Source organism: Vibrio sp. 10N.222.51.C5 (assembly GCF_041474575.1).
Classification (GTDB): domain Bacteria; phylum Pseudomonadota; class Gammaproteobacteria; order Enterobacterales; family Vibrionaceae; genus Vibrio; species Vibrio crassostreae_C.
Genome location: NZ_JBFRUJ010000077.1, coordinates 18,340 through 32,882, shown reverse-complemented (window position 1 = coordinate 32,882; position 14,543 = coordinate 18,340). Strand labels below are relative to the sequence as shown.

Here is a 14,543-nt window from a genome sequence, read left to right as displayed (position 1 = left end):
GGCTAGCTACATATGGTGTCGTTGATCTTCAAGCTGATTTGATCAACAACGCCGCTATATTGTAATAAATATTTATCCTAATATCGTAGGGTTTGTTTTGAGAGTGCTTCGTAGGCGCAATCGTGAAGGAATAAATCACTAATGATATGTAAGGCTACAAAATATAGACTAAGAGCAACATCTGTAGTTATATAAAAACCCTCAGTATGCCTCTATTGTAAAGGGTGAAGTCCTCCTCCCCTCCTTTAATAATGAAGATTTTTTCTTTCTTTTTATAGCATTTACTTAAATCGTTAGGAACCGTATGAAATTCAGAAGTGATATTAATGCGCTAAGAGCTTTAGCTGTAGTTAGTGTGGTTTTTTTCCACTTCACGCCTAATCTACTACCTGGTGGCTTTATAGGTGTTGATATCTTTTTTGTTATCTCTGGCTTTCTAATGACAAGTATTATTATGGGGAAATTGCAGCAAGGTTGTTTCTCATTCACTAACTTCTATGCTGCACGGTTGGCTAGAATCGTACCAGCACTCATTATACTGTTGATAGTATTATTAGTGATAGGGTGGTTTTATCTTGCTCCTCAATCCTTGGATACACTTGCTCAGCAAATTCGCTATAGTGCTACTTTTACTTCAAACCTTCTATTTCATGAACAAGCTGGCTATTTTGATTCTGTATCTCGAGATAAGTGGCTTCTTCATACTTGGTCTTTATCAGTAGAATGGCAATTCTATATTATCTACCCTATTTATTTGGTTCTAACTGCGAGATATCTAGGGCATAAAAATGTTCTTTTTGCAATTAATGTATTAATTATACTTAGTTTAACATTCTGTATTTATAGTCAATTCAATGGTGATAATTCTTATTTCTTACTACAAGCCCGAGCTTGGGAAATGATGTTAGGTTCTTGGGCATACTTTTGGAAACCTAGTTGCAAGATACCTGCTTCAGTAGGTTGGTTTGGTCTCATCATATCATTGGTTTTGATAGACGAAACTAAAGTTTGGCCAAGCTTATGGACTTTGCTACCAACTATAAGTGCTCTTCTTGTGTTAGTTTCAGCAAAGAGATCGAGATTGGCTGAGATAACTGTTGTTCAAAAGATAGGGTTAAGCTCTTATTCAATTTACTTGTGGCACTGGCCTGTTGTGGTGTTGTTCTACAAATTAGGATTAAATGAAAATGTACATTATTTGATCGGAATTTTAACCTCTGTTGCTGTTGGCTATATTAGTTATTTAACGGTTGAGCAGGTACAGTTTAGACGAGATTTCCAATCAGCAAAGCAACTATTACTAGGTAGTACACCGGTTTTGGGGGTTGTTATTGTGGTTTTAGTGGCAAAAGCTATTAATAGTAACGATGGATTCACAACACGAGCTACCTTAGACAAAGAGTTAACTCAGGTTTATGAGCAACTGAAGCGTGAAAAACAGAAAAGTCCGAAGCGCAAAGAGTGTCACAGAAACATCTCAGACCAGATAGCTGAACCCTGCTATCTTTTTAGTGAAGACCCAAGCTGGGCTATTATTGGTGATAGTCATGCTGCTGAATTGGCTTACTCTATGGCTGAGAAACTTAAAGTAAATGATAACGGAATTGCACAATATACTTTTGCTAATTGTCCTCCTTCATTTAAACAGAAAGATGATTTTAGCGCATGTACTCATTGGACTAATATTATAGTAAATGATATTGCTCAAAATAAAGGCGTTGATAAAGTAGTGATTGCTTTTCGTTATTCTATGCATTTATATGGAGATAATGAAAAAACCTATCCAGAGCTGCCTAAAGAACACACAGACTCTAGGCGTGATAAAATTTTAAACTCCCTGAACCAGACTTTAAATTTATTGAGTAGTGCAGGAAAAAAAGTATATATGATTATGCCGGTTCCTGAGATGGGACAAAGTGTACAGACATTGATTGATAAAGCAGCGATGCGCTCAGAAAGCTTAACAAATATAGAGTCTGCGCCTTTAACATATACTTATAAAAGAAATGAAACGATCAACCGCTTTATTCAAGAATATAGCGAAGAAGATAATAAAGCGGTGCATATGATTGATATTGAAGATATCTTTTGTGGTAAATTTTCTTGCTATGCTGTTAGAGAAGGGGCTCCTCTTTACTATGATCATAATCATCCCGGTTTACCAGTGACAGGCATCATAGCGACAAGAGTTTTAAATAGGGCTAACCAATAGTTAATATGTAAATTGTCGTCGACTTTATCTAACTGAAATTTCAACATAAAATTTGAGAGGGTGTAGTTGCGAAAAAATATTTGGTTTAATAGATTATTTTAAGTGCAGAGATAGTTTCTTCACAATTACCCAGGAGCTAGATTAGATACATTTACTTAAGGTATATTCTAATGCTCCTTCGTTTTCTTGATAGACTTTGAGTGCATTTGAGCTCATAGTTGAGGCCGTTTTTCTATCATGGAGTAACTCAAAGACGATATGAGCTAATTCATCGTTTGGTCGGACAATAGTAATGGCGTTGGCGATTAGAAGTTGTTGCGTAACTTCTAAGAAATTATAATAGCTTTGACCTGAGATGATCGGTAAAGCAAGTGCTGCTGGCTCAATAACATTGTGACCTCCAACCTTTTCTCCGATGAAGCTACCACCCATGATGCACACATCTGCCATAGATAAGTACATGAACATTTGCCCCATCGTATTCCCGACCAAGACTTGAGTATCCGTGGGGGGATTTGACAAGTCAATGTCAGTCATCTTCATTGTATTGAGTTGGTAGTTATAGGTTGATAAACGATAGACTTCATTAAACCTTTCAGGATGACGAGGTACAATAATCAACATTGTTCCTTCGTTGAGTAGTTCAGAGCGTGTTAAAGATTCTATAATTTGTTGCTCTTCATTCGAATGAGTACTGCAGGCGACTATCACTTGCTTCTGAAAAGCGTGTTTTAAATTTTTACCTTGCTGAACTTGTTGGCTAGGGATTGAGATATCGTATTTCAAATTTCCAGAAACACAGACTTGGCTTTGCTTAGCTCCAAGTGCTATAAAATTGGTTTTATCTCTCTCGGACTGACATATGATATTTTTAATTTGACCGATGAGTGACTCGACAATTGATTTTATCTTCTGATAGTTTCTTAAAGATTTATCAGATAGGCGTGCATTAACAATTTTGATGTCAATATTGTTGTTACCAAGAACCTTGAATAAATTCGGCCACAACTCTAATTCCATTATGATCAGTTCATCTGGTGAAAATCGAGATATGAAATTATTGATAAAGAATTTAAAGTCGATAGGCATATACCGGTGTTCAACAAGGTCTGCTAAACGTTTGTTTACTTCGTTAGCGCCAGTTGAAGTGGTTGTCGTCATTAACAAAGTTGTATCGGGTTTACTTTTTTTTATCTGTTTGATTAACGGTTCTATTGCAATAACTTCACCTACTGAAACCGCATGAATCCAAGTTATGTTCCCACTTTGTTGCAAAGACTCGCTGTATCCGAAGTACTCTTTCCATCTTTTACCAATACGAGGTTTATTTGCTTTGGGTTTTAAGAGCTTGTACAAATAAAATGGTGCAATAATAGCTAGCAAACAATTATAAGTTACGTAGAATAATTTAATCTTCAACAGGTTTCTCCTCTAACAACAGTAAAAGGAGTACACCAAAGAAAACTAGTGAGTAAATCTTTTGTAGAGGTACATCTGTCATGGCTGATGTAAAGTAGCTCGCTCCCACGATTAATACTGGAGCCAAAGCTATATTTTCATTTTTCCACGCAATATATATAGGGTAGATAAACCACAACAAAGTAATAAAAACCCCAATAAATCCGTAAATAACAAGGTTGTGTAAGAATTGGTTGTGAAAACTATTTAATCTTGCTGCTGTTTTACTGATTAGCCCTTGTTCGTTAAGAGACTCTTTCAGGTTCGAAAAGTTGTCAGTGCCGTACCCTAGTAGTTTAGGAGGTGTGCTAATTTGTAGTGCTGCGTTATACATCTGAAGTCTTAGGCCGATAGAAGAACTTAAGTTACCTTCTGCTAAGTGTTTTATCTCACTTATCGTGTAGTTATAACGATTTTCTATAGTGTCTTTAAAAATTGACGAGGCTATGAGTGTAGTACATAGAGCCAAACATAAAAATATAGTACCAGATTTTAGATTGGTGATAAGAAATGATGCTAATATCAAGGTGCTAACTGCGGATAATGACAATAAAGCCCCTCGGGTTCCGCTCAAAAATATAGAGAACACATAAAGAACAAAAGCTAACAGCATAATAAGCCTATGAGTGTTGTTCTGTACTTTAATACTATGATAAAGCGACAAACAAGCAGCAGCACTCATTGCAGTAGAGTAAGGAATAGGATTGATATTCCATACCTCTCTTGGTATGTTAAGGTAAACCGCATTGTATATCATATAAAACAGGCCAATTAAGCTAAGTGTTAATAAAGGCCAGTGTATATGATCTCTTATTTTAATGAGTGTTTCACTTGGTGTAAATATACCTAAAATTAATAAGGTAAGAAGTCCTCTCATCTCATTATTATTATACCCGTGCATTTCCTTAGAAAGGACAGCATAAGTTGCAGCAAGAGCGAATAAAGGCAATAATCTCCGCCTCTTGCACCAGTTGCAAATTTGCTTGAAACCAAAAAGGTATGCAGACGATAATGCAGCAATAATAGTACTGAACATCGCGACTTTATAGCTATCTGAATATGAAAATAGGCCACTAAATGCCCAAATAATCGGAAGATAGAGGAGTGGTATTAGTATTGGATGGATTGACTTCATTTTAAGCACTTTATTACTTTATTCGTTGGTAGTTCTTTCAAGCACTTCAAATGTCCTAGCGGACACTCACGTTTAAAACATGGTCTACACTCGATGTTAGTATGTACAATTTCAACATTTCTAGCCAATGGCGGCGTGTATTTGGGGGATGTAGAGCCATAAATGGCGACTATGTTACATCCAACAGCTGCAGCTACGTGCATCAAACCAGAGTCATTGCTGATTACGGTCTCACAAGCACCGAGTAAATCAACAGCTTCTATAAGGCTAGTTTTTCCTGCAAGCACATGGACGTTATCCATGAGTTTGTCAGATACTAAGTTTTTGATGTTTTCGCATGCTTCTACATCTTTTTGTGAACCAAATAGCCAAACCTGCTTACCTAATTTACATAAGTGCTCTGCTACTTCTGCATAATGTTGTTCAGGCCACTTTTTTGCAGGGCCAAACTCAGCGCCGGGGCATAATCCTACTGCAGCAACATCAGCTATGTTTAGGTTAAATTTATTAAAAGCAGCTTGCTGTGCTTTATCGTCTATTTGTAATTTCGGTCTAGGTAAGTTGTCAAGCCCGCCCAGAGAGCTCGAATCTATCATTTCACTGCTTGGATGAGCCAGTGCTACATAACGCTCAACCATGTACTCGAACGATTTCATATTGTCACGGCGATCATTAATAAATCCAAACCTCATTTCGCCTTTCCAGCCCACCCTTTTGGGGATGTTTGCAAACCAAGGAATGAGAGCGGATTTTGCAGACTTAGGAAGAACATAAGCGATATCATACCGTTCTTCACGTAAGGTTACCCCTAGCTTACGGCGCATACTCAGATTAAATTCACCATGTCCTATTGGCATGTCGATTGCCGTATGGATTTCTTCCATTCTTTCTAAAATAGGTCGACACCAAGCGGGAGCCATAACATCGATTTGCGCTTCCGGATACTTTTGCTTGAGTGTAGTGTATAAAGACTGGGACATCACCATATCCCCAACCCAAGAAGGTCCGATAATTAATATTTTTTTATATTTGGAAGTCATGTTATTTATGTTCGCTTTCACGTTCTAAGCGATAATGATTTTTGCCGTCAGGTTGAGTTCTTAATAGCCTTAAGGTCCACATATATTGCTCTGGGTTCACTGAAGCTTTAGTTTCAATGTAGTGGTTCATAGTTCTAGCATCTTTTTCTTCTGAGCTAGAAGGGAAGTCTTGGAACCCGGGATCAATGTGAATGACATACTTTCCTGTTGTTGAATCAATCATTGCATAGATAGGTACTATTTCTGCACGACTAACTTTCGCCAATTTCCCTAAACCGGGCAGAGTCGCTTTCTGGGTAGCAAAGAAATCAACAAATATACTGTGTTCTGGGCCGTGATCTTGATCTGGTAGGTAATAACCTAAGTAACCATCTCGCACAGATTTGATGAATGGTTTGACGCCACCGCTTCGTTCATAGACTCTACCACCGTACTGTACTCTTTGACGGTGCATCAACCAGTCTATAACTTCATTCTTTTGTTTTTTTGCCATGGCTGATACAGGCATACCCATAGAGGCGAACAAAATAGCGGGTACATCAATCGCCCAAGTGTGTGGGACCAAAAGAATGACATTCTTACCTGAATCTAGAATAGTTGTGAGGTTGTCTATCCCTTTTATGTCACACTGTGATTTTAACCAATGCTTGTTTCTTAAACTAAGCAAGCTGAAGCCCATAAGGAAAACGCCTGAGGTAACAAGCAATTGATGTATAATATTTTGTCGTTCACACTCAGACTTTTCTGGAAAGCAAAGCTTTAAGTTAACCCATGCATTTGCTACGGTTCCTTCACGTTTTTGTGTAAGTCGAGAGGCAATTTTATCGGCTATCCAATATCGTCCTTTAAATGGAAGTAAGGCCATTGGAATTGCAAGGAGTACGAGTAACCAGGTACTCCAATATTTTGGGGCAAGAAAATGCAGGGAGAAACTCGGGTTATAGGCTAACTCGTCAAAATCATTACGAGAGGATTGGCTCATGAATATTCCAAAGTTATTGAGTGGCAATGACAGGATAACGGTTTCAGTATAACACTTATCTAATCAGCAAACTATTTCGCTATTAAAGAGGCTAAAAATCGCGACCAAGTTACTGTAAATTTAACATCGCATTACCGCAGGCGATGACTTTGTCGGTGCTTATTGATTCTATACTTCCGCCCGGGTCACTGGGCAATAATGGTAAGGACCGGTCTGTAAACAAAAACCATTCTTTGATGACTTCTTGCGGCATTTTCTTTAGGTTATTTGAACCCCAACCAAACATCATAACTAATGGATTCTGCATCATTTGAAATATATGAGCAGGCCCACAGTCATTTGCAATTGTAAGTTTAGCTTTTCTTGCCATGGCGACAAGCTGTTCAATGGATGGCGAATTAAACACGACGACTGGCACACCATGAAACGAACTAGGCAGGACATCATTGTATTCTTGTTCTTGAGGTCCAAGAACAATATACACAACGTCTAATTGTTGATTACTCTGTAGTATAGATTCTGCTGAATCAATAAATCGTTGTATCGGCCACCGTTTAAAGCTGCCTGCGCCTCCTCCAGGTAGGAGTACTAGTGCGCTGTTAAAGCTGTCAATATCATGGCCTTCGGCGATCGTATCTATTATTGATGTTTGATAGTTTGTATTCTTCGCACCATTGAGAGCTTGCAAGTGTGCATTAGCAATATAACGATCTTTTTTAGGTATTAATGCGTGATAATCGTACGCCTTAGCATTAAGGTTTTGGGTGCTATGGCTAAATTTCTCTTTGGCATTGACGAACGGCATTATCAAATGGTGCAACTTTAAGCTATTGCGGCGTAGGTTAACGAGCACATCGTAATTGTGAGAGTTTATCTTTTTGAGTAACGACGGAATAGACATGTCTTTGTATTCAATTACATCGTCAGCACCATTGTTGACACACAGCCATGTTGCAGGTTCGTTGACAGTCCAGACTGTAATTTGGCACTCGCCATAATAGTCTCTTAAGGCACTGATTAGCGGAAGTTGCAATACAACTGAACCAAAACGTCTACGTCCAGGGGTGAAAATTGCGATTTTTTTCAAAACAAAGACTCAAGTTTGCTAGTAGATTGGTTCAGTTGATATTAACAACTCAACATAACTTAATAAACCGACTTAGAATAAAAAACTTATCTAGTTTTTATTTTTTTTTCTAGGTTGCTATTGACTACTTTTGGGACAAATTGAGTGACATTGCCGCCATGAATGGCCACTTCACGTACTAGAGTTGACGATAAAAACGCATATTCTTCTGCTGGTGTTAAGAATATGCTCTCTAGATTTGGCATGAGCCTACGATACATAGTGGTCAGACCAAATTCGTACTCAAAATCCATTGTGGTTCTGAGGCCACGAACCAGTACATTTGCATTTTGTTGCTTAGCAAAGTCAACCAATAATCCGCTGAACCCTAAGACGGACACATTGGAAAAGGATTGGCATACTTGCTTAAGTAATGTTACTCGCTCATTTAGGTCAAATAAGGTGTTTTTACTAGGACTAGCAGCTACACCTACGACAACCTGGTCAAACAATTTGGACGCACGTTCGATGATATCAAGGTGACCATTGGTCACTGGATCAAAAGTTCCTGGATAGATGGCTTTTTTCATGGCTTCTTTGCTCATGCTCTTTAAAACAAATGCATATATTAGATCACTACAGCTTTCGTTGCCATGTTATGTAGATAGTACGTATAGAAGCGGAAAATGGATAGGGATTATGCTAGAGAGAAATTGCCGTGTAAAATAGACACTCTATTGTTCATAAATTTATTTTTGGTTCTACGTATGACTCATGGCAAACCAGGTAACACAGGTCTCACCCGCATAATCAAAGCAACAGGTTATTCCATCCAAGGCTTAAAAGCTGCGTATAAATATGAAGCGGCGATCCGACAAGAGTTAGCCTTGCTATTCGTTTCTATCCTGTTGGCTTTCATCTTAGAACTATCGGCGCTAGAGCGAATTGTTATGTTAGGTAGCGTTGTGCTAATTTTTATTGTTGAGTTGATTAACTCAGCGATTGAAGCTGTCGTCGATCGTATTGGAATCGAGCAGCATGAGTTGAGTGGTCGGGCAAAAGACATAGGCTCTGCTGCTGTTATGGTCGCACTAATGTTTGCTGTATTTGTCTGGGGCTATATTCTGGTTCTGTAATATTTTGATTGTTTTCTACTAGACAATTTCTAGGGGCCTACCTAGTTAGTGCCTCAATTATAGGGGTACTAACTAGATAACATTTGTCGCCCTCGAATGGGAGGAGATCGCTCTTCTAAGAACTTTTACCCATTAACTACAGCCATATACTCAGCCACACCTTCAGCTACTGACTTAAACTTATGATCACAACCTGCCGCACGTAGCTTAGTTAAATCAGCTTGAGTAAACTCTTGGTAAGCGCCTTTTAGGTGATCTGGGAACGGGATGGTTTCAATTTCTCCCTTACCGTGATATTTGATCACTGCTTTTGCGACTTCTTCAAAGGACTCTGCATTGCCTGTACCTAGGTTAAAAATGCCAGAAACACCATTTTCTAAGAACCATAGGTTTACCGTTGCGACATCACCGACATATACAAAATCACGTTGGAATGTTTCGCTACCTGCGAATAACTTAGGGTTTTCACCGGCATTCATTTGGTTATTTAAGTGAAATGCTACTGAAGCCATGCTGCCTTTGTGTTGTTCGCGTGGACCGTAAACATTGAAATAACGGAACCCAGTGATTTGAGGTAACGTCTCGTTATGCGCTGCAGCATCCGAAGTTAGGCGGCGAACATAGTTATCAAATTGTTGTTTAGAGTAGCCGTAGACATTTAAGGCGCCTTCGTACTCTTTTTCTTCAATGAAAGTATCCGTCTCACCGTAAGTTGCGGCAGAAGAAGCATATAGGAATGGAATTTCACGTTCAATACAGTAGTGCAACAACTCTTTTGAGTATTCATAGTTGTTCAGCATTACGTATTTGCCATCCCATTCGGTCGTCGCCGAACAAGCACCTTCATGGAAAATAGCTTCAATAGGGCCGAAATCATCGCCAGCCATGACTTGAGTGAGGAAGTCGTCGCGATCCATGTAATCTGTTATGTCTAGGTCAACAAGGTTTTTGAACTTCTTGCCATTTTTTAAGTTGTCGACGACTAGAATATCGTTGTGGCCAGCATTATTGAGTGCTTTAACGATATTACTGCCGATCATACCTGCGCCGCCTGTTACGATAATCATATCTCTTCTACTCTTTTGAATACTAAACTATCGCGAGTATAGCAAGGAATGGTAAAGGCGAGCTAGTGGAATAATTCCCTAAGCGGAGTATGATATGCGAAGATTAGTCTTAGGTTAGTGCGTAGTAAGCACTCGAAATTATAGGTATTACTATGAAAATTGCAGTTGCAGGGACTGGGTATGTTGGCCTGTCTAACGCGATGTTGTTGGCGCAGAATCATGATGTTGTTGCTGTTGATATCATCGAAGATAAAGTATCGATGCTAAATAATAAGCTATCACCAATCGTGGATGCTGAAATTGAAGAATTCTTAGCAAACCGAACTTTAAGCTTTCAAGCAACCACCGATAAACAAGTGTATCAAGATGCGGATTTCGTGATTATTGCGACGCCAACCGACTATGATCCTAAAACTAATTATTTCAATACAAGTTCCGTAGAGTCGGTGATCTGTGATGTGATTGCAGTAAATCCTAAAGCTGTAATGGTCATCAAATCAACGGTACCTGTTGGCTACACCGAACGCATCAAACAAGAACTGAACTGCGAAAATATCATGTTCTCCCCTGAGTTTTTGCGCGAAGGTAAAGCGTTACACGATAATTTGAACCCTTCTCGAATTATCGTTGGTGAGTGCTCTGAACGAGCTAAAGTGTTTGCAAACCTTCTAGTTGAAGGTGCTGAAAAAGACAATATCGATGTTTTGTTCACTAACTCTACGGAAGCTGAAGCAGTAAAACTTTTCTCTAATACTTACCTGGCAATGCGTGTTGCATATTTCAATGAACTTGATTCTTACGCGGAAGCGCATGGCTTGGATTCTCGCCAGATCATTGAGGGTGTGGGCTTAGATCCTCGAATTGGTAAGCACTACAACAATCCTTCGTTTGGTTATGGTGGCTATTGTCTACCGAAAGATACCAAACAACTATTAGCCAACTACCAAGATGTACCAAATAATATTGTTGGTGCTATTGTTGACGCTAACCGTACACGCAAAGATTTTATTGCGGATTCAATCATCAAGCGTTCCCCTAAAGTGGTCGGCATTTATCGCTTGATCATGAAGGCCGGTTCGGACAACTTCCGTGCCTCTTCAATCCAAGGGATTATGAAGCGTTTGAAAGCGAAAGGCATCGAAGTGGTTGTGTTTGAACCAGTATTACAAGAAGAGCACTTCTTCAACTCGAAAGTCTATTCTGACCTTGCTGAATTTAAAGCAGTATCTGATGTGATTGTTTCTAATCGAATGGTAGAAGAAATCGCAGACGTGGCAGACAAGGTGTACACTCGAGATCTGTTTGGTAGTGATTGATTTGGTTCTATTTTAGCTCGTGCTAATTAGACCAGATGTTAACAGCTCGATCTATCTGTTTAGTGGCGATATACTGAACCACTAAACGGATAGGGATACTAATAAATAATGAAAACACGTGACAAGATTGTTTACGCTGCTTTAGAGCTTTTTAATGAGCATGGTGAACGTAGTATTACGACCAATCATATTGCTGACCACATCGAGATCAGCCCTGGTAACCTCTACTACCACTTTCGTAACAAGCAAGAAATTGTCCGTGATATCTTTACCCTCTACTCTACTGAATTGCTTGAAAGGTTTACTCCCATCCAAGGTCAGAAAGAAAGTCTGACGTTATTGAAGCACTACTTAGATTCGATATTCACTTTGATGTGGAAGTACCGATTCTTCTACGCAAACCTTCCTGAAATCTTGTCTCGTGACGAGCAACTTCACCTCGATTACATGGCTGTGCAAGAAAGATTGCAAACCAATCTTGTCGATATTATGAGAGCTTTTGTTGAATTGAACTTGCTGAAAGCGTCCGACTCAGAGATGAAGTCGATGGTGACTTCCCTTCACTTGATTGCATCGGGTTGGTTGGCTTACCAATCAGCAATGTCTCCAAAAGCGCAAATAACGGAACAAGTTGTTCATCAGGGTATGTTGCAGATGATCGCGACCGTTAAGCCGATTGCGACCGCGCAAGGTTTTGAACAGCTGACATTATTGGAAGATGGCGTAAGGGCGTTGAATTGTAAATAGAAGATTCGGGTAACGAGATACGAGTAAACGAAAAGCAGGATAGAGCGACGACGAGGCTAGCCTTTTTCATGTCACGTTTACTCTGACCTTGTGTCGGTTTAAGCTTTTCGTATTTAGATGACTCGAATCTCGTGCCTGCTATTAAGCTCTTCGCATCTCGTTTACTCGCATCCCGTATCTGCTCTTATCTAACCAACCAACTCTTTGGATTCTGAGCTTGGCTGTTTCTGCGAATCTCAAAGTACAGTGATGGGCGGGTTTGACCGCCAGTGTCACCAGCAAGGGCAATAGCTTCGCCTGCTTTCACTTTGTCGCCTTCCTTCTTGAGTAGCGCTTGGTTAAAGCCATAAAGTGTCATGTCACCTTTACCGTGATCAAGAAGGACTACTAAGCCATACCCACGCAGATACTCGGCAAAAACAACGGTGCCTGAGTAAACAGATTTAACCTGCTGACCATATTTGGCATTGATCACCATACCTTTCCAATTAACTTGTCCGGTTTGGCGTGAACCGTAGTTATGCAGAACTTTTCCTTTGATTGGCCAAGGTAGTTTTCCTTTACGCTTTGCTAAGCCATCCATAGGCACAGCGTTACGTCTTTCTCGCGCGGCTTTCTCTGCTTTGGCAATTTCTGCCTTAAGGCGAGTCTCATTACGCTGTAGCTCGGCTAAGTAATTTTTATCACCTGAGATGTTCTTCTTGATGCTACCAACGGTTTTCTTACGTTGTGTTTGGGTTTTGGCTAGCGTATCGCGCTTGGTAGTTTGTTGTTTTAATAGAGTTGCGATTTGCTCTTGTTCAAGCTGGCGCTGTTTGTGGCTTTCTTCTAACTCAAGTTGTGTTTGTTCAATTGTTTTGATTGTTGCAGAACGGGCTTTAGCAAGATGTTGGTAGTAATGGCTGATGCGATCTTCTTCGACACCCGTGTTGAGAATGTGAGATGAGGCTTTAGCACGACTTGTCATGTAGTAAGTTTGGATCAGTTGTTCCAACTTATCAGTGTTGACTTTTTTCTGAGCAGTAAGGACTTTGATCTTGGCATCTAAGCTAGCAATATTCGCATCCGCCGTATTAAGCTGTTTTTTACTATCTTGGATAGCTTTTTCGAGCGCAGCTATAGATAGCTCTTGTTTCTTTAGGCTTGCTTGTAGACTATCGAGTTTTTTTTGCTGCGAAGAGAGGGCTTTCTGTTGACGAGAGATCTCGCTAGATACACCTTTCAGTTCACCTTGAGACGCGGCAAATGACGATGTTGATAAAAGCATAGCACTGAGGCTTGCAGATATAAGAAGAGTTCGGCTGATAGCTCGAATGTGTTTCATCATTATCGTCATTTAGTTGTATTCATCTGCTCTTAATTTTTCGAATTTCGCTGAATCGAATCCATACTTGATTTTGAGACCTCCGTATCTCGGTTACTCGAACTCCGCATTTGCTTTTAATCTCTGCGTATCTCGATACTCGAATCCCGTTACTGCTGCTTTTTATATCCCATCACCATGGATAAAGCTTTGTGAGCGACCATTGAACCCTTGGTCCATATCTAGAGAAGGCTTATCAGTCTTTGGCTTACCGACAATCTTAGCGGGAACACCTGCGACCGTAGTATGTGGTGGTACAGCTTGTAGTACCACTGAGCAAGAGCCAATTTTAGCGCCTTCACCCACTTCAATATTGCCGAGTATTTTCGCACCAGCACCAATCATCACGCCTTCACGGATTTTAGGGTGACGATCACCGCCTTCTTTACCTGTACCGCCGAGAGTAACATCTTGAAGGATGGATACGTCGTTTTCGACCACTGCAGTTTCACCGATCACAATGCCCGTCGCGTGGTCGAGCATAATCGCTTTGCCGATACGCGCAGCAGGGTGGATATCTACTTGGCATGCGACTGAAATTTGGTTCTGCAGATAGGTGGCAAGCGCGATTCGACCTTGCTTCCATAACCAGTTAGCCACGCGATAACCTTGCAGTGCGTGATAGCCTTTAAGGTAGAGCAATGGCATAGAGTACATTTCTACAGCCGGGTCTCGAGTGACTGTCGCGCAGATATCACAAGCGGCCGCATCAATGATAGAGTCATCTTCTTCAAACGCTTGCTCAACCACTTCACGTACAGCCATTGCTGGCATCGAAGCCGTCTTTAACTTGTTAGCAAGAATGTAGCTGAGTGCAGCCCCTAGGCTTTCATGGTTGATAATCGTGGCATGGTAAAAACTCGCAAGCATAGGTTCTTGCTCAGACTGCTGTCGAGCTTCTTTTACAATGCATTGCCAAACTTTTTGTTGTTCACAGTGTTTCATTTTTCCATCCATTTTTAAGGGACTGATGCGAGTGACGAGACGAGAGCCTCGAAGAACTATAAGAGCAGAATCTCGT

The 14,543-nt window shown here is 40.1% G+C and carries 13 protein-coding genes; 4 read left to right on the top strand and 9 right to left on the bottom strand.

What is annotated here, in order from left to right:
- Positions 1-304 precede the first annotated feature (304 nt).
- Positions 305-2,212 (top strand): acyltransferase family protein, encoded by a 1,908-nt coding sequence (locus AB4558_RS20790; RefSeq protein ID WP_372074412.1) that lies wholly within the window; start codon positions 305-307, stop codon positions 2,210-2,212.
- Between the two features lie 141 nt (positions 2,213-2,353).
- Here AB4558_RS20790 and waaA read toward each other — a convergent pair whose 3' ends face one another.
- From waaA to coaD, 6 genes are all read right to left on the bottom strand, one after another.
- Positions 2,354-3,631 carry a lipid IV(A) 3-deoxy-D-manno-octulosonic acid transferase gene (gene waaA, locus AB4558_RS20785; protein ID WP_371721634.1) on the bottom strand — a complete coding sequence of 426 codons (1,278 nt, stop codon included), beginning with the start codon at positions 3,629-3,631 and terminating at the stop codon, positions 2,354-2,356.
- Positions 3,621-4,805 (bottom strand): O-antigen ligase family protein, encoded by a 1,185-nt coding sequence (locus tag AB4558_RS20780; RefSeq protein ID WP_372074410.1) that lies wholly within the window; start codon positions 4,803-4,805, stop codon positions 3,621-3,623. Before AB4558_RS20780 ends, waaA begins: the two co-directional genes overlap by 11 nt.
- Positions 4,802-5,845 carry a lipopolysaccharide heptosyltransferase II gene (waaF, locus tag AB4558_RS20775; RefSeq protein ID WP_137001505.1) on the bottom strand — a complete coding sequence of 348 codons (1,044 nt, stop codon included), beginning with the start codon at positions 5,843-5,845 and terminating at the stop codon, positions 4,802-4,804. Before waaF ends, AB4558_RS20780 begins: the two co-directional genes overlap by 4 nt.
- 1 nt (position 5,846) lies before the next feature.
- Entirely contained in the window at positions 5,847-6,827 is a 981-nt protein-coding gene (gene lpxM / locus AB4558_RS20770) for a lauroyl-Kdo(2)-lipid IV(A) myristoyltransferase (protein ID WP_137001506.1), read from the bottom strand.
- Between the two features lie 109 nt (positions 6,828-6,936).
- Positions 6,937-7,914: a glycosyltransferase family 9 protein gene (locus AB4558_RS20765; RefSeq protein WP_372074407.1), complete on the bottom strand. Its 978-nt coding sequence runs from the start codon at positions 7,912-7,914 to the stop codon at positions 6,937-6,939.
- 86 nt (positions 7,915-8,000) lie between these two features.
- Positions 8,001-8,483 carry a pantetheine-phosphate adenylyltransferase gene (gene coaD, locus AB4558_RS20760; protein WP_170967999.1) on the bottom strand — a complete coding sequence of 161 codons (483 nt, stop codon included), beginning with the start codon at positions 8,481-8,483 and terminating at the stop codon, positions 8,001-8,003.
- A 177-nt stretch (positions 8,484-8,660) separates the two neighbouring features.
- Between coaD and AB4558_RS20755 the strand changes: the two genes are divergently transcribed.
- Positions 8,661-9,029 carry a diacylglycerol kinase gene (locus AB4558_RS20755; protein WP_137001509.1) on the top strand — a complete coding sequence of 123 codons (369 nt, stop codon included), beginning with the start codon at positions 8,661-8,663 and terminating at the stop codon, positions 9,027-9,029.
- Between the two features lie 125 nt (positions 9,030-9,154).
- Here the strand turns inward: AB4558_RS20755 and rfaD are convergent, their stop codons facing one another.
- Entirely contained in the window at positions 9,155-10,096 is a 942-nt protein-coding gene (gene rfaD, locus AB4558_RS20750) for an ADP-glyceromanno-heptose 6-epimerase (RefSeq protein ID WP_137001817.1), read from the bottom strand.
- Between the two features lie 152 nt (positions 10,097-10,248).
- Between rfaD and AB4558_RS20745 the strand changes: the two genes are divergently transcribed.
- Together AB4558_RS20745 and AB4558_RS20740 are read left to right on the top strand one after the other, a co-directional pair.
- Positions 10,249-11,412 carry a nucleotide sugar dehydrogenase gene (locus tag AB4558_RS20745; protein ID WP_137001818.1) on the top strand — a complete coding sequence of 388 codons (1,164 nt, stop codon included), beginning with the start codon at positions 10,249-10,251 and terminating at the stop codon, positions 11,410-11,412.
- A gap of 108 nt (positions 11,413-11,520) precedes the next feature.
- Positions 11,521-12,159 carry a TetR/AcrR family transcriptional regulator gene (locus AB4558_RS20740; RefSeq protein WP_137001819.1) on the top strand — a complete coding sequence of 213 codons (639 nt, stop codon included), beginning with the start codon at positions 11,521-11,523 and terminating at the stop codon, positions 12,157-12,159.
- A gap of 184 nt (positions 12,160-12,343) precedes the next feature.
- Here AB4558_RS20740 and AB4558_RS20735 read toward each other — a convergent pair whose 3' ends face one another.
- A complete protein-coding gene (locus tag AB4558_RS20735; RefSeq protein WP_137001820.1) occupies positions 12,344-13,495 on the bottom strand; it encodes a murein hydrolase activator EnvC in 1,152 nt (383 codons plus the stop codon).
- Positions 13,496-13,645: 150 nt separating this feature from the next.
- Positions 13,646-14,467 (bottom strand): serine O-acetyltransferase, encoded by an 822-nt coding sequence (cysE, locus tag AB4558_RS20730; RefSeq protein WP_102424919.1) that lies wholly within the window; start codon positions 14,465-14,467, stop codon positions 13,646-13,648.
- Positions 14,468-14,543: the final 76 nt, after the last annotated feature.